The organism is Halomonas citrativorans, assembly GCF_014898005.1.
Taxonomy (GTDB): domain Bacteria; phylum Pseudomonadota; class Gammaproteobacteria; order Pseudomonadales; family Halomonadaceae; genus Vreelandella; species Vreelandella citrativorans.
The window spans coordinates 95678-117150 of record NZ_JABUYX010000003.1 but is presented as its reverse complement, the minus strand read 5'-3'; the positions used below and the strand labels follow the sequence as shown (position 1 = coordinate 117150).

Annotated in this window: 22 protein-coding genes; 9 read left to right on the top strand and 13 right to left on the bottom strand. The window is 54.9% G+C overall.

Features of this window, described 5'->3' with window-relative positions; all coding sequences use genetic code 11:
* Positions 1-11 precede the first annotated feature (11 nt).
* The 7 genes from INT20_RS05615 to ugpA all read right to left on the bottom strand — a co-directional run bounded on the left by INT20_RS05615 (position 12) and on the right by ugpA (position 5857).
* Positions 12-380, bottom strand: coding sequence for a DUF1428 domain-containing protein (locus INT20_RS05615; RefSeq protein ID WP_193053616.1), 369 nt, complete (start codon positions 378-380; stop codon positions 12-14).
* A complete protein-coding gene (locus INT20_RS05610; RefSeq protein WP_193056565.1) occupies positions 377-754 on the bottom strand; it encodes a YciI family protein in 378 nt (125 codons plus the stop codon). The genes INT20_RS05615 and INT20_RS05610 overlap by 4 nt, the downstream gene beginning before the upstream one ends.
* Positions 751-1593, bottom strand: a complete 843-nt coding sequence (locus INT20_RS05605) for a YciI family protein (protein ID WP_193056564.1) — start codon at positions 1591-1593, stop codon at positions 751-753. The genes INT20_RS05610 and INT20_RS05605 overlap by 4 nt, the downstream gene beginning before the upstream one ends.
* A 105-nt stretch (positions 1594-1698) precedes the next feature.
* Positions 1699-2916: an RNA polymerase sigma factor gene (locus INT20_RS05600; protein WP_193056563.1), complete on the bottom strand. Its 1218-nt coding sequence runs from the start codon at positions 2914-2916 to the stop codon at positions 1699-1701.
* 132 nt (positions 2917-3048) lie between these two features.
* Positions 3049-4104 carry a sn-glycerol-3-phosphate import ATP-binding protein UgpC gene (locus INT20_RS05595; RefSeq protein WP_193056562.1) on the bottom strand — a complete coding sequence of 352 codons (1056 nt, stop codon included), beginning with the start codon at positions 4102-4104 and terminating at the stop codon, positions 3049-3051.
* Position 4105: 1 nt separating this feature from the next.
* Complete coding sequence (gene ugpE / locus INT20_RS05590; protein ID WP_193053613.1) at positions 4106-4954, bottom strand: sn-glycerol-3-phosphate ABC transporter permease UgpE; 849 nt, start codon at positions 4952-4954, stop codon at positions 4106-4108.
* Positions 4955-4972: 18 nt separating this feature from the next.
* A complete protein-coding gene (gene ugpA, locus INT20_RS05585; protein WP_193053612.1) occupies positions 4973-5857 on the bottom strand; it encodes a sn-glycerol-3-phosphate ABC transporter permease UgpA in 885 nt (294 codons plus the stop codon).
* On the opposite strand from ugpA, the gene INT20_RS18215 reads away from it, so the two are divergent.
* The gene (locus INT20_RS18215) at positions 5856-5984 is read left to right on the top strand and encodes a hypothetical protein (protein ID WP_254908609.1); all 129 of its coding nucleotides are present in this window, start codon (positions 5856-5858) and stop codon (positions 5982-5984) included. The two genes, ugpA and INT20_RS18215, sit on opposite strands and share 2 nt — an antisense overlap.
* Positions 5985-6018: 34 nt before the next feature.
* On the opposite strand, the gene ugpB is transcribed toward INT20_RS18215, so the two are convergent.
* Positions 6019-7347, bottom strand: coding sequence for a sn-glycerol-3-phosphate ABC transporter substrate-binding protein UgpB (gene ugpB, locus INT20_RS05580; RefSeq protein WP_193056561.1), 1329 nt, complete (start codon positions 7345-7347; stop codon positions 6019-6021).
* Positions 7348-7566: 219 nt separating this feature from the next.
* On the opposite strand from ugpB, the gene argE reads away from it, so the two are divergent.
* Positions 7567-8733 carry an acetylornithine deacetylase gene (argE, locus tag INT20_RS05575; RefSeq protein WP_193056560.1) on the top strand — a complete coding sequence of 389 codons (1167 nt, stop codon included), beginning with the start codon at positions 7567-7569 and terminating at the stop codon, positions 8731-8733.
* Positions 8734-8763: 30 nt separating this feature from the next.
* Here argE and INT20_RS05570 read toward each other — a convergent pair whose 3' ends face one another.
* The 4 genes from INT20_RS05570 to INT20_RS05555 form a co-directional block, all read right to left on the bottom strand.
* Positions 8764-10278 carry a tripartite tricarboxylate transporter permease gene (locus INT20_RS05570; RefSeq protein ID WP_193053609.1) on the bottom strand — a complete coding sequence of 505 codons (1515 nt, stop codon included), beginning with the start codon at positions 10276-10278 and terminating at the stop codon, positions 8764-8766.
* Positions 10279-10290: 12 nt separating this feature from the next.
* Positions 10291-10740 carry a tripartite tricarboxylate transporter TctB family protein gene (locus INT20_RS05565; protein WP_193053608.1) on the bottom strand — a complete coding sequence of 150 codons (450 nt, stop codon included), beginning with the start codon at positions 10738-10740 and terminating at the stop codon, positions 10291-10293.
* Positions 10741-10824: 84 nt separating this feature from the next.
* The gene (locus tag INT20_RS05560) at positions 10825-11790 is read right to left on the bottom strand and encodes a tripartite tricarboxylate transporter substrate binding protein (protein WP_193053607.1); all 966 of its coding nucleotides are present in this window, start codon (positions 11788-11790) and stop codon (positions 10825-10827) included.
* A 101-nt stretch (positions 11791-11891) separates the two neighbouring features.
* Positions 11892-12530 (bottom strand): 4-carboxy-4-hydroxy-2-oxoadipate aldolase/oxaloacetate decarboxylase, encoded by a 639-nt coding sequence (locus INT20_RS05555; RefSeq protein ID WP_193053606.1) that lies wholly within the window; start codon positions 12528-12530, stop codon positions 11892-11894.
* A gap of 103 nt (positions 12531-12633) precedes the next feature.
* Between INT20_RS05555 and INT20_RS05550 the strand changes: the two genes are divergently transcribed.
* On the top strand, positions 12634-13536 hold the full coding sequence (locus INT20_RS05550; RefSeq protein ID WP_193053605.1) for a LysR family transcriptional regulator: 903 nt from the start codon (positions 12634-12636) through the stop codon (positions 13534-13536).
* A 61-nt stretch (positions 13537-13597) separates the two neighbouring features.
* Here INT20_RS05550 and INT20_RS05545 read toward each other — a convergent pair whose 3' ends face one another.
* Complete coding sequence (locus INT20_RS05545; protein ID WP_193053604.1) at positions 13598-13909, bottom strand: hypothetical protein; 312 nt, start codon at positions 13907-13909, stop codon at positions 13598-13600.
* Positions 13910-14093: 184 nt separating this feature from the next.
* Here INT20_RS05545 and INT20_RS05540 point away from each other — a divergent pair, with 184 nt between their 5' ends.
* From INT20_RS05540 to INT20_RS05515, 6 genes are all read left to right on the top strand, one after another.
* Positions 14094-14567: a YchJ family protein gene (locus tag INT20_RS05540; protein WP_193053603.1), complete on the top strand. Its 474-nt coding sequence runs from the start codon at positions 14094-14096 to the stop codon at positions 14565-14567.
* 36 nt (positions 14568-14603) lie between these two features.
* On the top strand, positions 14604-15596 hold the full coding sequence (locus INT20_RS05535; protein ID WP_193053602.1) for a tripartite tricarboxylate transporter substrate binding protein: 993 nt from the start codon (positions 14604-14606) through the stop codon (positions 15594-15596).
* 37 nt (positions 15597-15633) lie between these two features.
* Positions 15634-19605 (top strand): EAL domain-containing protein, encoded by a 3972-nt coding sequence (locus tag INT20_RS18045; RefSeq protein ID WP_226912061.1) that lies wholly within the window; start codon positions 15634-15636, stop codon positions 19603-19605.
* A gap of 9 nt (positions 19606-19614) precedes the next feature.
* Positions 19615-19893 (top strand): GIY-YIG nuclease family protein, encoded by a 279-nt coding sequence (locus INT20_RS05525; RefSeq protein ID WP_087108829.1) that lies wholly within the window; start codon positions 19615-19617, stop codon positions 19891-19893.
* Between the two features lie 69 nt (positions 19894-19962).
* On the top strand, positions 19963-21006 hold the full coding sequence (locus tag INT20_RS05520; protein ID WP_193053601.1) for a histone deacetylase family protein: 1044 nt from the start codon (positions 19963-19965) through the stop codon (positions 21004-21006).
* Between the two features lie 57 nt (positions 21007-21063).
* Positions 21064-21429 (top strand): hypothetical protein, encoded by a 366-nt coding sequence (locus INT20_RS05515; protein WP_193053600.1) that lies wholly within the window; start codon positions 21064-21066, stop codon positions 21427-21429.
* Positions 21430-21473: the final 44 nt, after the last annotated feature.

Below are 21473 nucleotides of genomic sequence, written 5' to 3'. Positions count from 1 at the left end.
CAGAAGCTTGGTCACTCATCGATAAGCGTGGCAAAACTACCGAATATCGCCCGCTTGCCATCAAACGGCATTGGATTGATATCCGGCTGTAAGCGCGGGTCCTTCATGACCTTGGGCATCGCCTCATCATGCACGGCGCGGGATGGCCATTCGATCCACGAAAAGATAATGGTTTCATTATCCTTGCGCTGAACAGCCATGGAGTAAGAGGTGATTTCCCCTTCGGGGACATCCTCGCCCCAGCACTCGACTACCCGCAGCGCGCCATGCTCTTTGAAAACTTCGGCAGCAACACGGGCGTGCTCGATGAATATTTCTTTATTAGCCGTGGGCACGGCCGCGACGAAACCATCAATATAGCGTTGAGTGGTGGTGCTCATGATGCTTCTCCAGTCTGGGCTTTGGGCGGGAGTTCTCGAATGGGGCGTACTTCAATGCTGCCGAGTCTCGCGGGTGGAATGCGGCTGGCTAGCTGTAGGGCCTCGTTTAAATCACGCGCTTCGAGCAGGTAAAAACCGGCCAGCTGTTCTTTGGTTTCCGCAAACGGGCCGTCGGTAATCACTGTCTCGCCATTGCGTACACGCACCGTGGTAGCAGTGTCTATTGGCTGCAGCGCTTCACCGGCTAGGTAATTTCCTTGAGCACTCAATCGCTCTACCCCCGCGATGCACTCCTGATTAAGGTCATGCCACGCCTGGTCGCTCATGGCACTAATAAGTTGTTCCTGGTAGTACACTAAGGCCGCATATTTCATGGCGTTTCTCCTTCAGTAGAAAGGCAACTATCCGCCGACACATTGATCATCCACTGCACGCCAAAGCGGTCAGTGGCCATGCCAAACCCTGCAGACCAGAATGTTGGTTCAAAAGGCATGATCACCTCTCCGCCTTCGGCAAGCCGTGTAAAGGTTAGGGAGGCTTGCTCGATCTCCTGATACTCCAGCTGAATCTGCACGCCTTGTGGTGGCATGTACTGTTCAGGCGCCATGTCGGCGCCCATCAAGCGACGACCGCGTAGGTTCAGCGAGGCGTGGATGATGCGGTCATGCAGTGAAGGGGGGACATGTTCCGCTGCTGGGGTTTCTGCGTAAGTCAGCAAGCACTCTATGTGGCCGCCGAGCACGTCGGCATAGAACTGCATGGCTTCCCGGCAGGTGCCAGGAAAGGCGACATACACATTCATGGCATCCGGTACGCGAGCATGGTCGTGATGCTTATCCAGGCCTGCGCCGGGCTCAAACTCCTCAAGTGTAAAGTAGCGCCTTAGCTCAAGGAGTACGTTGCCGTCGGCATCCAGCGTTGGCCACTGTTGTGCCCACTCCAAAGCGACGTCAAGTGAAGGTGTCTCCAGCACGCTATAACCAGCGATACGCTCACTGGCAGGAGCCAGAGGGCCGGGGAGGATAGTGGGAGTGCCGTTATTGAACTGGATCAGGCAGCCATCGCTTGTTGGATGTAAGCCGTTGCCGCTTACGAGTACACCGGCTTGCATCATGCGCTCGTTGTAATCAGCCATGGCGGCAAGCATTTCCTGGGATGGCATAACGCCATTTTCGGTGGCCGCATCGGCACGCCGTATCAGCATGAATTTCATTGAGAGTCTCTTTTATTGTGGTGGATACTCTCTAGACGTCTGGCGTGTTCGCAAATCGACAGGCCTGCAGATTATTTTTTTATAACGATGTTTTTATAGCGATGCTTAAAGTTCGGTCAATCTGTCGAGCAAAAAGCGTTTTTCTGGATACTGAGTGGTTAGTGTCAGCGCCTTTTGGTAGGCATCGCGCGCGGCGTCATTGTTGCCCTGTCGACGTAGCAAATCCGCCTGTGCCGCATACAATAAATAGTAGCGAGAGAGTTGAGGATGATGAGATAGCTCATCAAGCAGGCTCAATCCGGTTGCTGGGGAATCATGCATGGCAACGGCCACCGCGCGATTCAAGGTCAGGACAGGCGATGGGTAATGGCGGCATAAAGCGTCATACAGCCGGACAACCCGTGCCCAGTCGGTTTGCCCAGGGTCATGGGCTTGGGCGTGTACGGCGGCAATTGAGGCTTGGAGGGTATAAAAACCAACAGGGGTAAGGGCGAGTGCCTGTTCGAGCCACTCAATACCTGTGTGAATTTCCTTCTGGTGCCATAAGCGCCTGTTTTGCGCTTCCAGTGTGACCAGGCCGCCTTGTTGATCCTGGCGGGCATCCCGGCGGGCGTTAGTAAGCAGCATGAGTGCCAGTAGCCCAAACACTTCACCCTGGGGTAGCAACGCTGCCAGTTCCTCGCCAAGACGTAGCGCCTCGCGGGTCAGGCTGATATCGACCACCGCCGTGCCGCTACTGCTTGAATAACCTTCATTGAAAACCAGGTAAATAATCTGGAGTACGTCCGGCAAACGCTCGGGCAATGCCTCCGGCGCAGGTACCGCATAGGGAATATGCGCATCGCGAATCTTGCGTTTTGCCCGTACGATGCGCTGTGCCACGGTTGAAGGTTTCATCAGTAGGGCACGGGCGACTTGTTCGGTGGTTAGCCCGCACATCTCTCGTAGTGTTAGCGCAAGGCGTGCTTCTATGCTTAAGCTTGGGTGGCAGCAGGTAAACAGCAGCCGCAGTGAGTCATCTGCGATAGCGACATCGTCGAATTCCCAGGTTTCTTCCATCGGTAATAGCAAATGTGCCCGGCGTCGTGCTGTACTGCGTCGACGAATTTGATCGATTCCGCAGTAATAGCCGGTGCGGATCAGCCACGCCTGAGGGTTATCGGGGGCGCCTTTGGCAGGCCACTGTTGAGCTGCGGCGACAAAGGCATCTTGCATGGCTTCCTCGGCAAGCTCGAAGTCTCCCAGCAGACGGATCAGGGTGGCCTGAACACGTCTGGCATGAGTACGGTAAAGGGCATCGAGTAAGGAGGGTTTAGGACGCATGGTAGAAGACCCATTCGCATCTATAGGGGCGCCAAAGTGGATAATAGTCAATAATGCTTTCTCAAACCTAGCCTATAGCGCCCCTTTTTACTTGCTCTTTTTCTACTGGCTGTTGTTTTCGTAAAAGGCGAGTCAATCCCCCGCGCGCTGGCCGGTTACACTGTTAAACGGGTGCAGCGCTTCGCGGGTGACATAGAAGCGTAGCGTTTCGCCTTCGTTGACCGGCGGCTGGCCACTCACCCGAATCACAGTGGGCTGGTCGCTGTCGGCGAGCCGCACGTAAAGGTGGCTTTCGGCGCCGGCGGCTTCAAAAAGCTCAAGCGTGGAGTCGACCACCAGGTGGGGGGCATTGGGTGGCGATAGGCGCATATCGTCCGGGCGAATGCCGACTGTGTCGGTCTCGGCGGGAAGATCGTCTAGCAGGTCATGGGTGCCGCGCGTTTGCAGGTACTCAAGCGGCACCATGTTCATCGCAGGCGAGCCGATAAACCCTGCCACGAACATCGACGCAGGGCGCGCGTAGATCTCCATGGGCGTGCCTACCTGCTCGATTTTGCCAGCGCTAAGCACCACTAAGCGATCGCCCAGCGTCATCGCTTCTAACTGGTCGTGGGTTACGTAGAGGCTGGTAGTCTTCAAGCGCCGCTGAAGCTGCTTGATCTCCACCCGCATCTGCACACGCAGCTTGGCATCCAGGTTAGAGAGCGGTTCGTCGAACAAGAAGGCCGCGGGCTCGCGCACCAATGCCCGGCCCATGGCGACGCGCTGGCGCTGACCGCCGGAGAGCTTGCGCGGCTTGCGCGCAAGAAATTCTTCGATTTCAAGCATTTTGGCCGCTTTACGTACCCGCTCTTCGATCTCGGGTTTTTTAAAGCCGCGGTTTTTCAACCCGTAAGCGAGGTTGTTGTACACCGTCATGTGCGGATAGAGCGCGTAGTTTTGGAATACCATGGCGATATCGCGCTCGGCGGGTTCGAGACTGTTGACCACCCGATCACCAATCTTGAGCGTGCCGTCGGTAATCGTTTCAAGCCCGGCCACCATGCGTAATAGCGTGGATTTACCGCAGCCTGAAGGGCCTACCAGCACCACAAACTCACCGTCTTCAATCGCCAGGTCAATGCCTTTAACGGCATGGACGTCGCCTGCGTAGGTTTTTCTAAGCCCTTCCAAGGTAATACTGGCCATCTTATTTCTCCGTCTCGGTCAGGCCTTTCACGAACAGTTTCTGCATAAACAGCACCACTAATACCGGCGGCAGCATGGCAAGCGTGACGGTCGCCATAATGAGGTTCCAGGCGGGTACGCGGTCGGACGAGGCCATCAGGCGCTTGATGCCCAGCACGATGGTGTAGAAGTCTTCGTCGGTGGTGACCAGCAGTGGCCACAGGTACTGCACCCAGCCGTAAATAAACATGATCACAAAGAGAGCGGCGATATTGGTGATCGATACCGGCAGCAATATGTCCTTGAAGAACTTCATCGGCCCGGCGCCATCCACTCGGCTGGCCTCCATCAGCTCTTCCGGCACGGTCATGAAGAACTGGCGGAATAGGAAGGTCGCGGTAGCAGAGGCAATCAGTGGCAGGGTTAAGCCCGCATAGGAGTTCAGCATGCCGAGATCTGCCACAACGGCGTAGGTGGGGATGATGCGCACTTCGACCGGCAGCATCAGCGTGATAAAAATGATCCAGAACGCCAGCATGCGAAACGGAAAGCGGAAATAGACAATCGCAAAAGCGGAAAGAATCGAAATAGCGATCTTACCGATCGCAATCGTCAGTGCCATGATCAGCGAGTTACCCAGCATCAGCCAGACCGGCGGCGTGCCGCCTACCTGCCAACCGGAACTGAGCATCTGCCGGTAGGATGCAAACATGTTGTCGCCGGGAAGCAGCGGCAACACCCCACGCACGAAGGCGCTGGATTCGTGGGTCGAGGCGATAAAGGCCACATACACCGGGAACGCCACCACCAATACGCCTGCAATGAGCACCAGGTGGGTCAGAATATTTAGAAAGGGTCTGTTTTCAACCATGTTTACTTCCTTAACGCACTAGTAGTTGACCCGGCGTTCCACGTATCGGAACTGGATAAACGTCAAGATAATCACGATGCCCATCAGCATGACCGACTGGGCGGATGAGGAGCCTATATTCAGCCCCGCTACGCCATCGGTGTAGACCTTGTAGACCAATGTCATGGTGGCTTGGCCAGGCCCGCCAGCGGTGGTGGCATCGATCACCCCGAAGGTGTCGAACATCACGTAGTTGATGTTGATGATCAGCAGGAAGAAAGTGGTGGGCGATAGCAGCGGGAGCACGATGGTCCAAAAGCGCTTAAAGGGGCCCGCGCCATCAATGGCCGCTGCCTCCATGAGCGACTGCGGAACAGATTGCAGCCCTGCCAGGAAAAACAGGAAGTTATAGGAGATCTGCTTCCAAGCGGCGGCAATGGTGATCAAAATCATGGCTTGAGAGCCCGAAACGCGGTGATTCCAGCTGATACCGAACCAGTCGAGCAGATGCGGCAGAAGACCGATGGTGGGGTTGAACAGAAACCACCACAACACACCCGCTACTACCGGAGCAACAGCGTAAGGCCATACCAGAAGCGTGGTATAGAACTTGGCGCTCTTCAGCACACGGTTGACGCAAACGGCCAGTAAAAGCGCCAGGCTCATGGAAAGTACCGTCACTGAGACGGAAAAAATCGCGGTGCGCCCCAGTGCGTTCAGGTAGCTGGGGTCGGCCAGAACGCGTGCATAGTTCTCCAGACCGACAAACGTTGTTTTAAAGCCGAACGCATCGGTGCGCTCGAAACTCGATTTAACCGCCTGGCTTGCCGGCCAGATAAAAAACACCAGCGTAATCGCCAACTGCGGCGCTAACAGTAGGAAAGGGAGCCACCGGTTTTGATAGGTGGAACGTTTGGTCTGCATGACACATCCTGTCGTACGGGCGTTGGTGCGGCTGGCCGCTGTGCTCAGCTGCCAGGAAGTAAGCCATCCCATAGGCCCCGGTGACTTGGGCGTATGGGATGGCTCCTATAACAAACCCCGGCTATAAAAGCCGGGGTTTGTTGACAAGTAACGAGAAGCGCTTAGTTATTGGCTGCCTCAAAGTCGCGAAGAATCTGATTGCCGCGGCTTGCCGCATCATCCAGCGCTTGCTGACCGCTCTTGTCGCCGGCTAGTACGGCCTGGAACTCTTCGTCCAGAACCATGCGCACTTGGGGGTAGTTGCCAAAGCGCAGGCCTTTGGAGTTCTCTGTCGGCTCGTTTAAGTTGATCTGCTCGATGGCGATATCCGCGCCTGGGTTTTCGTCGTAGTAACCCTGCTCTTGGCTCAGCTCGTAAGCGGCAGTGGTAATCGGCAGGTAGCCGGTGCCCTGGTGCCACTCGGCCTGAATTTCAGGCAAGGAGAGGTACTCAAGGAATTCAGCAACGCCGGTGTACTCGTCGTCTTCATGGCCGGAAAGCACCCACAGAGTCGCGCCGCCGATGATTGAGTTTTGCGGTGCACCGTCTACGTCGTCGTAGTAGGGCAGCATGCCAAAGCCTACGTCGAAGTCGGAGTTAGCCAACACATCGGCGCGTGATGCTGACGAGTTCATGTACATCGCGCAGTCGCTGGAATAGAACGAGGGCGCCGCGTCCGGGCCATTTGCTGGGCCTGCGTAGCTGTAGACGCCGCTATCCGACCACTCTTTCAACTGATCCCAAAAGCGCGCCTGTACGTCGCCGTTAAAGGCAAACTCGGTGTCCAGACCGCCGAAGCCGTTTTCCTGGGTGCCGATGGACTGATTGTGCAGCGCTGAGAAGTTCTCAAGGCCGACCCAGTTGGCCGCATAGGCCATGGTGAAGCCGCAAGAGGCCGCGCCTTCATCGACAATCTGTTGACCCATCTCGCCCATCTCAGCCCACGTAGTAGGCGGTGATTCAGGGTCGAGGCCAGCCGCTTCAAAAATGGCTTTGTTGTAGTAAAGAATCGGTGTGGACGAGTTGAACGGCATGGAGAGCATGTTGCCGTTGGTGTCGGTGTAGTAACCGGTTACCACGGGCAGATAATCAGCCGGATCAAAGGTGTTGCCGTGCTCTTCCATCAGCTCAAACACCGGATAGATAGCGCCCTGGGCGGCCATCATGGTGCCGGTGCCCACTTCGTAAATTTGTACGATGTGGGGCTGCTCGCCTGCGCGGAAAGCGGCAATGGTGTTAACCATGGTTTGTTCGTATTCACCCCGATAGGAGGGCGTAACACGGTACCCATCCTGGGTGGCATTGAAGTCTTCGGCAAGCGCGCTCAAGCGCTCGCCCAGCTCGCCGCCCATGGAGTGCCACCAGGTGATCTCGGTAGCGGCGTGGGCGGAAACACTCAGCGTAGCCGCGGTGATGCCAGTAGATAACGCGCGTAACATAAAACGAGACATGTGAGCTCCTTTTGGGCCTGGCGCGAGCCAGGTGGCACAATGCGTTTTTTAAGATTTGTGGGTGCACTGAACAATAATGAGTGTAGATGACATTTTGATGAATGCTAACTGGACCAAGGTTTTATAAAAGCTTTGGGTTTTATCCAAGGGCATTGGTAGTAGGCGCTCTGCGAGGGCGATGATAGGGTTGAGACAATGTGCATAACTAATGAGAGTCGTATGAGTGACGCAATAGCGCTATTAACCAAACTGGTCTCTTTCGATACTACCTCCCGTGGCTCTAACCTGGCGCTGATCGAATTTGTCGAAGCTTATCTTGAAGAGTACGGCGTCGCCTCCGAACGGGTGATGAGCCCCTGCGGCACCAAGGCGAACTTGATTGCCCGTATAGGCCCTGATGCGCCAGGTGGGGTGATGCTCTCCGGCCATACCGATGTGGTGCCGGTGGAAGGCCAGCCCTGGTCGACAGATCCTTTCGCCCTGCATGATGGCCAAGACGGTAAGCTTTACGGCCGTGGCACCTGTGATATGAAAGGCTTCATTGCCTGCGCTCTTGCCATGGTGCCCACGTGGGTGAAAACGCCTTTGCAGCAGCCGATCTATTTTGGTTTTTCCTATGACGAGGAGGTTGGCTGTGTCGGTGCGCCTGCGCTGATCAAACGGTTCTACGAGCACTACTCAACCACCGCGCACGTCATTGTTGGTGAGCCGACCAGCATGCAGCCCGTCGTGGCCCAGAAGGGCGCCACTAATCTGCGCACCACCGTCGTAGGGCGCGAAGCGCACAGCAGTCAGGTGAACCAGGGCACTTCGGCCATTCATGTGGCAGCGCGACTGGTCACCTTCATCGAAGACACCATGGCGGCGTTGGTGGAGGAGGGCAAAGTGGATGAGGCGTTCAACGTACCCCACACCAGCCTCCACGTGGGCAAGATCAAGGGCGGTACGGCCATCAATATCATGGCGCGAGAGTGCCAGTTTGAGTGGGAAATACGCCACCTGCCCACCGAGACGTTTGATGAGGTGTTTGCGCGTTTTGAAGCGTATGCCGATACGTTAAGTGCCGAGCTAAGGGCGCGTGGCAAGGACGTACAGGTTGTAACCGAGCCGCTGAATGTAACGGTACCAGGCCTTGCCGACCGAGATAATCACGCCGTACTGCGCTTGGCCAAGGATCACCTGCCAAGTGAGTGCTGCAACCACGCAGTGGCCTACGCCACCGAGGCGGGGCAATTTCAAGGCCAAGGGTTACAAACGATTATTCTGGGTCCGGGCAGTATCGCTCAAGCGCATCAGCCGGATGAATATATTGAGAAAAGCGAACTTGAGGCGTGCCTGGCGTTTATGGGCTGTTTGGGGAAGGCGCTGGAGCAGCCATGGCGATGACCCGCCATGGCTGCTGTTGAGCGGTTCGCGCTAGACCTCCTGCTGAGCCTTGTACCGCTTCCAGCGCAGGATGAGGGGAGAGATCAGGGCCAGCAGGATCAACCCCATGAGGAGCAGTGAAAATGGCCGATCAAAATAGTAGCTCAGCATGTTGCCTTTCGACATGACCAGCGATTGACGGAAACCGATCTCGGCCATCGCACCTAGAATCATGGCCAGCACAATGGCGGCGGTCGGGAAGCCGGTCTTTCTCATCAGGTAGCCCAGCAGTCCAAACGCGGCCATGACATAAACATCGAACATGCTGTTGTTGATGGTGTAGGAACCCACGACCGACAGAATCACGATGATCGGCGCAAGGATAGCAAAAGGTACCGTCGCTACCTTGACAACCTGCTTTGCCAACGCCAAGCCGACGATACCCATCAATATATTAGCCAGCAGCAGTCCAACGATAATGGCATAGACGATATGCGCATTGACGCTGAACAGCTCGTGCCCGGGTTGCAAGCCATGAATGTACAGGCCGCCCAGCATGACGGCAGTCGCCGCGCTGCCTGGGATACCCAACGTAAGTAAGGGAATCATGGCGCCGCCGGTCACGGCGTTATTGGCTGTTTCCGCTGCTGCCAACCCCTCGATTTCGCCCTTGCCAAAACGATCCGGCTGTTTGGCATTGCGCTTGGCTTCGTTGTACGCCACCCATGAGGCGACGTCGCCGCCTGCGCCCGGTAAGGCGCCCACCACTACGCCAATGACCGAAGAGCGTGAAATCGTGCGCCTCAGTTTTCTCCACTCTACTCGGCTGGGGAAGAGCTGCCCGCTCAACGTGGGGGCTTGGGAGCTAGGGGCGTGGGTACTGTGCAGCTTCTCCGACTGAATCATAACCTGCGAGATAGAGAAGAGGCCGATCATGGCGGGAATCAACGAAATTCCACTCTCCAGCTCAGCCACGCCAAAGGTGAAGCGCGGGTAGGCGGTCATGACATCGACCCCTACTAAACTGATCAATAGACCCAGCAGCCCGGCAGAGAGGCCTTTCACTAGAGCATCGCTCGAGAGGCTACCAATAATGGTCAAGCCGAATATAGCGATTAGAAAATATTCCGGTGCGCTGAAACGCAGCGAAATTTGTGCCAAAGGAGGCGCGAGTAATAGCAGGGCCACCACGCTCACTAGGCCGCCGATGACGGAGCAGAGCGTGGATGTTCCCAGTGCCTTGAGCCCTTCGCCATGCAGCGTCATTTGATAGCCATCGACTGCCGTCGCGGCTGATGCCGGAGTGCCCGGCGTATGAATCAGGATCGCCGTAATGGATCCCCCGTATACGGCCGACGCATAAATGGCTGCAAGCAATACCATCGCCGCTACGGGTTGCATTCCAAACGTTACTGGAATTAACAGGGCAATGCCCATGGTGGCACTCAGTCCTGGCAGCGCGCCCAGGAAAATGCCCCCCAGGACCCCAATGACCAGCATGAGGAGAACATCTGGAGAGGTAAGCTGGGAGAGCACCGACAATAGCAGGGTCGTATCAATAGTCATGATCCCTCTCCTCTATAAAAGTAGTCCGGTAGGCAGCGAGATACGAAGCTGCCAGACGAACAGTAAATAGACAAAAGTATTCATCAGCACGAGGACGAATAACATTTGGACATACGACTTGAGGCCAAAGTAAAACATGAAAAAAATGGCGGCGAGGGAGCTGGCCGTAAAGAAGCCAAGTACGCTGATGAGCGCTAAATAGATACACAGGGCGGTAAACGTCACGGCAGGACCGCGCACATGGGTGAAAATGGGCGCGGAGTTGACGTTTGCCTTTAGGGGGCCCCGTGTCTTGGAGATGCCCGAGGCGAGGATCAGTAGCGAAAACAGGCCTAAAACGGAAAGAATGAGTTTGGGGAACACCGCTGGGTCAGCGGGCATCATCACTGTGAGACTATAAAACACGATCGTGAACAGCAGCATGGCTAACCCAATAGCCACGTCCATATGGAGCGTTTTCATAAAACCACCAATTTATTCTTGTAGAGAACGGCGTGAGATGGGGCTGGCCGTGAAGTGGGAAACTGCCGCGGCCAGGGACTCGGACTACCAGCCGAGCAGGCCTTCGAGTGCGCGAACGCTCTCCTCCTCTTCCTCCAGCATCTCTCGGTAGGCCTCTCCAGTGCGGATATCGACCATCAGGCCCATCTCTTCCATCTTGGCCATGTGCTCAGGGTCCTGCATGCCGCGAACGAATGCTGCCTCCAGCAGCTCGCGCTGAGCAGGGTCGATCCCTTTTGGTGCTGCGATACCTCGTGCCGACCAAGAGATCACGCCTGAATAGCCAAGCTCCTCAAGAGTGGGAACGTCGGGAATGAACGCCGAACGTTCCGGCGCCATGATCGCAATGATGTTCAGGTCACCGTTGCGATGCGCCATGTTGGTATCGCCCACATTGGAGAAGTTGACATCGACGTGACCTCCCTGAATGGCGGCACGTTGTTCTGCGGTGCCGGTGGTATGTACAGGCACGAATTGCGTATCGTAGTGGCGGTTCATCTTCAACATGGCGATATGATCATCACCATTTGCCCCCGTGGTGGATGCTGTCAATATGTTTGACTGAGCATACTCCACCAGCTCGTCGATATTGCTGAAGCGTGTCTCGTTTTTATTGATCGAAATAACACCGTAGTCCGTGACATGGTTGGCAATGAACTCGAAGTCATCCAGGTCGACATTACGGCGATATTGGGGGTCCAAGTAGCCCGTGATCAAGTTGGGTGTGTTGATGTATCCCAGGGTGTAGCCGTCACTGGGTGAATTGAGCAGTTGCGTCCAACCTACCCAGCCACCGCCGCCTGGACGGTTGATGATATTGAGTGGTACGCCAAGCTCGCGCTCGACGCCCGGAAACAGGATACGTGCGCCCACGTCCGTATTACCTCCGGCGCCGAAGGATATGAGCGCCGAAATGGGCCTTTCTGGATAGGTATCCGCTGCCGCAGGGGCGGCGAACATCATGGGCAGTGAAAGGCAGGAGAGTATGCTGATGGTTGTTATCGTTTTCATGTTTAACCTCTTTCTTTATATCTGTCGTATAGATTTATAGTTATGGATGCGTGGCTGGCGTCTAATGGCCATGGTCTGAAAAGACATAGTTTTCGCCGGCTTCAGACCAGGTCGAGGCGCTGCAAGGTATCCTTCAGGCCGAGCAGATCGACTGTGTTGCGCCCTTTCTTGATCTCTTCTCGGTATGAGGCTTCAGTGCTTTCGCGCTCTACAGTGGCTTCTAGCACCGCAGCGAGATTCTGCTGCGGAACCGCCACGACACCGTCCTCGTCTCCAAACACATAGTCCCCTGAGTGAATGACCGTGTCCCCGATGCAAATAGGAACATTGATTCTGCCCGGCTGCTTCTTGGCGGTGCCTTTGATGCTCAAGCCGCGGCAGAAGACAGGGAAGCCCAGCGTTTTTATCACTTGGGCATCCCTGACCGAACCGTTGATGATGAGACCCGAAACGCCTTTGCTGATCGCCTGCTCGGTGAGAATATCCCCCCAAGGACCCGCTTCGATGAAGCGCTTGGCATCGACCACCAGTACATCACCCGGCTGAATATGCAGTAAGGCGTAATGCAGCATGAGATTGTCGCTTGGGCGTATATCGACCGTGAACGCGGGCCCAGAAAGGCGCATGGAGGAGCAGAGAGGCTTGATACCGCTGTCGAGTGCGCCGACAGCACCTTGCGCTTCATAGATAGAGGCGCTACTGAACTGACTGAGTTGTGAAGCGAGATGCTTATTTATCATTATTGTGTTCCTAGGTTGACAACAATTTCACTATTGTCTATTGATTGTCTATAATCGATTATCTTTAATCAATCAGCGAATAGCGCACATAAGTCCAAAAAAAATGAATTTACGACAGATACGTTATTTCTGCGAAGTGGTCGATGCCGGTGGCGGAAGTGCGGCTGCCAAGCGGCTTTTTGTGGCGCCGACTGCTATCAGTGCGCAGGTCGCGCTGCTGGAACAAGTCTTGGGTGGGGAGCTCTTTGATCGCGCAACGCGGCCGATGAAGCTCACTTCGCTGGGAAAGTTCGTCTATCCCCGTGCAAAAGAGCTATTGGCTCAGGCTTCACGGTTGGAGCAAGAGGCTAGGCAAGTGGCTAATGGGAGCGGTGGATGGTTGGGAGTGGGTTTCATCCGCTCAACGCTTTTTTCATTATTGCCCAGCGTGATCAAGAGTTACCGTGAGGAGCATCCAGAGGTTCATCTGGATCTTGTTGAAGTACTGTCGGAATATCAGGAAGAGCGATTAAGGCAGCACCGCATCGATGTCGGTGTCTCGCGATTCATCGGCACCTTCGAGCGGCAGGCGGACATGCAGTACGAGGTTATCATCAATGACCCTTTCTGGGTCGCCTTGCCCATCGATCATCCGCTGGCCAAGCGCGACAGCTTTTCCATCCGCGATTTCGAGCAATTACCCTTCATTCTCTATCCGAAAGATAAACGTAGCCCTTTCGGTCAAAAGATGCTGACGTATCTCGACGAAAGAGGCGTGCGCCCAGCGGTCATCCATGACGCGATTGAAATACACACGGCGTTGGCTCTGGTGGGAGCAGGGTTGGGAGTCACGTTAGTGAGCGGTTCGATTACGACCAATAACCGAAGAGATGTCGTGTTTCTACCTGTCAATGACATTGACATCAGTACCATGCTGGTGGCGGTGAGCCGAAAGGGGGAGGCGAATCCGCTGCTGGAGGGGTTCATTCGGATGTTGATCAGCAAGGCTGACGAAGCAATAAAGTGATCCTACAAGAAACTTCCCACCCCGTTGCGGAGTGGAAAGTCGAGACTGCTTGCGAACCACTTCAGTGCTGATGGTTATGCTCGAAAAGCTCGGCTTTGGCATTGCGCATTACATCTTCACACGCCTGCTGGTGCGCCAGTTGGGTCAATAGCTGCTGGGTGACTTCAAACCCTTTGCCCAGGCAGGTATCCATTTCCTCCTGGCTGACCTGAGGAGAAACATGACAATTAACCTTCAGCGTCCGACCAACACCGTCCAAACGGTCGGCTATCGCCCGCAGCCGCCAGGCGACTCGCTCTTTCCAGTTGGCTGATTCTTCTGCGCCTTCGTTTACGCTAAACGTGCACTGCCATTCGGGTTTATAAACCTTCATGAGAACCTCCGCTGCATTTGGAAAGAATATTGGGTCGTGTTTCGTACTCCGTAAGCCAAAAAAATCTTGCTCAGCCACTATACGCTTAACATGGGACCAAAATCGAATAAAACATAGGCCATGTGTAGGACGGTTTTAAGGATTATCGGTTAGGCTTAAGTGACCGTGATATATGAGCCTTTCTATGATGTCTCTAATTGAAAAAAGTTGCCCTTGCGGTACAGGGTTGTCGACTGACGTATGCTGTGGCCGTTACCACGATGGCGCGCCAGCCCCTACCCCGGAAGCGCTAATGCGCTCTCGCTACAGTGCCTTTGCGCTGAATCTATGCGACTACGTGCTTGCCACTTGGCACGTGAGCACTCGCCCTGAAGCGCTATCACCGGACCTTAACACCGAGTGGAAAGCTCTCATCATTGTTAAAGCAGCATCCGAAGAGACGCCCCCCGATGCTGATAAAGGTTATATTCATTTTCGCGCTTATTTCAAAGAGCGTGGCCGCTGGCACATGCTTGAAGAAAACTCGCGTTTCGTGTTTGAGCAGAGCCGGTGGTGGTACGTGGATGGGACGCCTGAGGTCGTGCGTCTCAAGCCGCGGCGTAACGATCCCTGCTTTTGTGGTAGCGGCCGAAAATTAAAGCTATGTTGCAAAGAGTAGCTATGCGTTAACTAATAAAAACGAGGGGTTGATGTCATGGCATATAGTGGCAGGGGACTCGCTCGTTATTGCATCACATTAGGGTTTGTCAGTGGGTTGTTATTGTGGGGAACGACGTTCACGTTTGCTGAAAATCGGTACCCGGATAGAGAAATTACCGTTGTCATTCCCTTTGGTTTAGGAGGGGCGACCGATGTGTTGTTTCGGGATATTTTTGACACGGCACAAATTTATCTAGACCAGCCAGTGCTTGTGGTTAATATGCCCGGTCGTGAAGCCATGCGGGGCGCTCAGTATGTCAAAAATGCCTCGCCCGATGGTTATACGTTGCTCGGTAGTCATCAAACGATTGATCTTTCGTACCTGGCGGGGCTCGCTTCGTTTTCCCATGCAGACTTTGCGCCGGTGTCACTGCTGGTTCGCACGATTAATATTCCCGCCACGTATGCAGGGCATGCGGCTCAACAAGCCAGCGATATTGGCGCGTTAGTGCAGACTTCCTCAACCCCGCTCAAGTTTGGCGTTATCGCTAACTCCACCGACCACTTGTTCTGGCTGCAGTTTTTTGAACAAAGCGGTATCTCGCTCTCGGATGTACAGTTGGTTCATTTTCCTGATACGGCCTCCGAGGTAGAAGCTTTGGTGGCTAGAGAAATTGATTTCGCCATGCTTAACCTGCCCTCGGCGGGCACTCTTTTTGTCTCGGGTGCCTTGGTGCCACTGGCCGTAGCGGGGAGTGAGCGACTCTCTGGGTTGCCGGACGTTCTTACGCTTCGTGAGCAGGGAATTGATCTGGTCCATACGAGCGACCGAGGTGTGTTTGCGCCTGCAGGAACACCACCGGGAGAGCTTGCCGTTTTGAACGATGCGTTAGCTTACGCGCTTGCCAGCGAGCCATTACGTCATCGGATTACACATGAGTATGGCTCATTAATTGATTATCGGTCGCTGAGCACTTATCGCGACTATTTGGATGAGCAATTTAATGAGCTGGTATCACTCACAGAACGGGTACACTTGGGACGGTGAAAGATATCAATGCCAAGGCCTGATGGGGCGTAGAACCATGCGGATAAATACGCGCCAATTGGCGTTGGAAACCCTGCTACTTATGATATCGGCAACCCTCGTTTGCATGGGAGTCGTCGGGGTGGTGGTCGGTCTCAGTGTGCCGACACGGCCATTTTTTGCAACGCTAGTGCCGGATGGAGCACTGGTCACTCTGCTGGTCGGCATTGCGCTGCTGGCGTCGCTTCAGGGGTGGAGAAAAACAAGAACTATCAGTATCTTATCTCTGTTTTTGGTTGTCACCTACACCTTGGTACATAATAGCCTGGAAGGCGGTCGAGGCGACTCATGGCTCAGCAATGGGCCGCGTATCACCAGCTTGTCGGCAGGCTTTTTTTTAATGATTGGGGTGTGCTTTTGGTTGGGGCTTTCTACCGCATGGCGGCGCTGGTTATGGATAGCCGGTGGGCTAAGCCTGTGGGGGCTTGCCCTTTTTGTGGTTGGAAAACTATGGCTTACGCTAAGCGGTGCATCTCCTCTGTTCTCATCGTCGCCCATGAGTGCATTGGTCATTACCTGCTTTTTAGGTACCGCCATGCTGGCAGCAGGCTTACGGGGTAAACCGCAACGTCTAAATCCAGGTCGGGTGACCGTCGTCGCCTCGCTATGGGGCGTTACGATCAGTTGTTTTATCTGGTTATTGTTAAACGCTTATCAACAAACGTCGCTGCAACAGCAAGCCGCCTATCTATTGGATAACGTTCAACTCAATATCGAGCGGGCAACACAAGACCGCTTGCGATTAATGCAACGAATGGCGGAGCGGCTGAACGCCATGGGCACAGACTGGGATGTGAACCTGTTGGATAATGACGCACAACACTATCTGCGGGACATCCCCAGTATTAGCGCCATTGCGATAGTTGATCAGCAGCAGTTGTCCTGGGAGTGGGGAGTGGGGCGGACGGTTGAAATGGAACGATGGCTACGTCAGCAGTTGGAGGAAGAGCAAACACGTGCCTGGATGCAAATTCCGCTCGGTCGTCCAAGGATGTTGATGACGGATACCAGCCGACCCCACGAAGCGGTATTTGTTATCCCGGTTCCCGCTAACAATCGTTACCTGTTCGCCAGTTTTAACCTGGCCACCATGTTGGAAAACGAGTTGCGCCTAGAGGTGGGCCCTTTCCAGGTGAGAGTGAATCGTGATGACATGCCGCTGATGAAGCTACACCCCGCTGGTTTTGCTGCCGACCGCATGGAAACGCCAGAGCTTGCGCTGGCGTCACGCTATATCGGCTTGCCCGGCGGCATTAACCTGGTGCTTTATGTCTACCCAGGTAACCAGCACAACTGGCATCAATTGAACCTGCTGTCGTTTGCGGTTGCGTTAGGCAGCTTGCTGCTTAGTGGTTTGTTGGCTTTTAGTCTTGGCGTTGTGAGCGTCAGTGTTTCTCGTGCCCGCGAGCTTGTTCAGACGCGTCAGTCATTGGAAGACCAGCAGGCGATTCAGCACATGATTGCCCAAGAGCAGCCCCTAAAGGAAACGCTGGAAAGTCTGTGTCTTATGTTGGAGCGCGAGTTACCTTCGGCAATCTGTTCTGTCATGTTGGCTAACGAGACAGGTACTCACCTGGAATTCATCGCGGGAGACCGACTGCCCGCCGCTTATCGCAGCGCGATACAACGCATTTTGATCAGCGCGAATAATGGCGCTTGTGGTAGTGCCGCCTATCAGGGGGCAACGGTGATATGCGCTAATATTGCCGAGGACGAGCGCTGGCGGGGCTATCATGGCGTTTCCAAACAGGCGGGGCTTGCCTCCTGTTGGTCGAGCCCTGTCTACGGTGGCGAGGGCCAACTGGTAGGCACTATTGCAGTTTACTACCCAAAGCCCAGCACCCCAGGCAGTGCCGATACGGTGCGAATTGAAAAAGCGGCTGGCTTGATGGCGCTGGCTGTTGAGCGTTTTCAGGTGCGGAGCTCGTTGGAGGAGAGCGAGCAGCGCTATCGCTCATTGTTTACCCATCATCCTGATGCGGTATTTACCCTGGATGAGGCGGGCTGCTTTGTAACGGCCAATGCCACCTGCGCGTCACTGACCGGTTACTCCGTTGAGGAAATGCTCGGCAAGCCGTTCACCTTCTTTATTGCTGAACAGGATGTGACGCGCGTAGAGGCCTATATTGAAACGGCCCTGCAAGGGGGGATTGACCGATATGAACTCAATCTGAAAGACCGCGCGGGTCGTTTGCATCAATTGGATATTATTCATCTGCCGATGGTGGTGCATAACACCGTGCAAGGGGTGCATGCCATTGCTCAGGAGGTGACAGCTGCCCGTCAACAGGAGTCTCGCCTGCGTATCCTGGAGCGCAGTGTGGAAGCCAGCGTTAACGGCATTGTGATCGCCGATGCTGGACAGCCTGATTTGCCCATTGTTTATGCCAATAAAGCGTTTACGTTAATAACGGGATATCGCCAGGAGGAAATCCTTGGTAAAAACTGTCGCCTGCTTCAGGGGCCTGGCAGCGATCCGGCGGTTATCCAACGCATTCGTGCTTGTATTAATGAGCAGAAAGACGTCAACGTCACTATCTGCAATTACCGCAAAGATGGCACGCTATTCTGGAATGATCTGTATATAGCGCCGGTACGCGACCAGGACGATCAGGTAACGCACTTTGTCGGCGTGCAGCAAGATATTTCCGAGCATAAAGCGTACGAGGCGCGTTTGGCTCACAATGCTTCACATGATGACCTGACCCGCCTGCCTAACCGTACATTCTTTGAGGAAATGCTGTTAAAGCAGTTTTCTACGCTGGGTAAGGATAAAAAGCGTCTGGCCGTGCTGTTTGTGGATCTGGATGATTTCAAGCCCATTAACGACAACTTGGGGCATGCAGTGGGTGATCAGGTGTTGGTCGAAGTCGCCCGTAGGCTTATCAATGCGGTCAGGCCTGAGGATACGGTTGCCCGTATGGGCGGGGATGAGTTCGTTATTCTGCAAACGGCGATTAACGACGAGTCTGACGTTGTTGATTTGGTGGAGCGGTTGCTGCCTATGTTAGCGCGCCCTTACCGTATTGAATCCCAAGAGCTTTACCTGACCGCGAGTATCGGTATCGCGATGAGCCAGCCAGATACACTTCAGCCAAAAACGCTGATTCAACAAGCCGATATGGCGATGTACAAGGCCAAGCAGCAAGGGCGTAATGCCTACGAGTGGTTTACCCACGCGTTTACCGATACGGTTAGCGAGCGCATGGTGCTGCGTAATGATCTCCAGGAAGCCATTGAGCGCGAAGAGTTCGCACTGCATTACCAGCCGTTAATGAATCGGGAAGGAAAGCTTGCCGGTGTAGAAGCGCTACTGCGCTGGGAGCATCCGGAAAAAGGCTTTATCTCTCCCGCGCGGTTTATTCCGCTGGCAGAAACCACCGGGCAAATTATTCCGATCAGTGAGTGGGCACTCCAACGTGCTTGCCAGGATATGCAGTCACTGGCGCAACAAGGGCTGGGTAAAATACGTGTGGCGGTTAACCTTTCACCGCTCCAGTTCCAGCGCTCCAATTTTCTTGCCACGCTGCGCCAAACCCTGCTAACCACCGGCCTACCGGCTGAACAGCTGAGTCTGGAACTGACCGAAGGTATTTTGACGGATAACGCTGAAGGCGCGATCGATACGCTGCATGCCCTGCGCAGTATGCATATTGGCGTGTCGATTGATGATTTTGGTACGGGCTATTCAAGCCTTAGTTATCTTAAGGACCTGCCTATTAGCACGGTGAAAATTGACCGCAGCTTTATTAATGAACTCACCAATAGCTACGATGATGCGGCGATTGTGCAAGGGATTATCTCCATGGCTCACCACTTGGGGCTCAAGGTCGTGGCTGAAGGAGTGGAGACCGAAGAGCAGTATCAGCGCCTGCTGGGCTATCAGTGTGATATTTTCCAGGGCTATCTACTGGCCAAGCCGATGCCAGTGGAAGCCCTGCAAGCCTTTATTGCCCATTTATCTCCCTAAGGAGCTGGGATGTCGTTACCCTCAACCCCTTGGTATGTTTACTTATTAGAGTGCCGACGCGGGACTTATGTGGGCATCACCAACAATATCGCTAAACGCTATCGCGCCCACTGTGCGGGCAAAGGGGCGCGTTATACCCGTGCTAACCCACCGGTTGCTCTGCTGGGCGCCCAGCCGTTTGAAGATAGGGCCGCCGCCAGCCGGGCGGAGTATCAGTTGAAACAGCAAACCTCTGTTCAAAAACGTCATTGGGCAACGCGCTGGCCGCTTTCGATAGAAGTGGATTAAGCTAACGTAAAGCTAAAGCGCTCGTTTTTATACGAGCCTGCCGCCTTTCCCGGTTATTCAGGAGCCAACATGCTGACGTTTTTCTCTGAGGATAGTCGTTTGCGCCAGGCGCGAACGGAGCTTCATGACGGGGCACTTGTCAGCCCCTTTGAGTGCCCCGAGCGTGTTGACCTGGTGCTCGAACAACTGCGCCAGGCCGGTTTCGAAGTGCGCGCTCCTGACGCCTATGGCCTTGAGCCGGTATGTGCGATTCACGACGCCAGTTACGTCAGCTTCCTTGAAACCTGCTGGCAGGCATGGCAAGCAGCCGGGCATAGCGGTGAGGCGATCCCCAATATCTGGCCAGCGCGCACCCTGCGTCAGGATAAAATTCCGCTCTCGGTGAGTGGCCAGCTTGGCTACTACGCGCTTGCGGCGGAAACCTCTATCTGTGAAGGCACCTTTGAAGCGGCCATGGCGAGTAAGGACGCCGCGTTGGGTGCTGAGGAATATACCTTGGCCACGGGAGAGCCCAGCTTTGGGTTGTGCCGCCCGCCGGGGCACCACGCTGCATTTGACCAGTTTGGTGGCTACTGCTTTTTTAACAATGCCGCGATTGCTGCCCAGCACGCGCTGGATGCAGGCCGACGCCGCGTGGCGGTGCTGGATGTCGACTTCCACCATGGCAACGGCACCCAACAGATTTTCTATGCGCGTAACGACGTTCTATTTGCTTCGCTACATGGCGACCCTGATGTGACCTTTCCCTACTATCTAGGCTACGCCGATGAAACCGGTACGGGCGAAGGGCAGGGCTTCAACCTCAACTACCCGATGGCGCCTGGCACCAGCGTAGCCACCTGGATGCAAACGCTGGAGCAGGCGCTTATTGCCATCAAAACCCATGAGTGTGAGCTGTTGATCGTATCGCTCGGCGTGGATATCTTCGAAGGCGACCCTATTAGCGCGTTCACTTTCAAGCGCGATGACTTTATTGCCTTGGGCAAGCGTTTGGCAGAAGCCGGTCTACCCACCACCTTTTTAATGGAGGGAGGCTATGCGGTTGAAGAAATAGGTGTCAACGTCGTCAATGTGCTACAAGGGTTTGAGCAGATAAACTCGCGAGATAGATGACAGCTGGCCTTTATTAGGGCAGGCTAACGCCCCCACTAACGGGCAGGGAGCGCAGGCGTGGCAGTTTACGGCGGTATTCAGGGGCATGAATTGGAGCGTTGGCTTAATGCGTTAACCAACGCGGCCTACGACCGGCGCTGCCCGCTTTCCAAGGTGCATGGCGGCAATGCCCGTGCGCGCACCGCCCGGCAGGACCTGCTTTACTTGGCCCACGGCTTTCGCGGTGGCGAGCAGAGCCGTGACGTAGTCGCCGACGGCCTGGGTCGTTGGTGTCAGCACTACCTCACCGAAGCCGAATGGTACGTACTGGTAGGTGATAGTGCGAAGCCTCGCACCACCCGCCAATCCCCCGTGTCTTCCAGCGTTTCCCATGACGAAGTGGATGATGCACTTGAGGTGTTAAGGCAGCACCGCGTGGGCTGAAATAGCCCATGACGCGGGGCAAATCGCGCTGATACAATGGATGC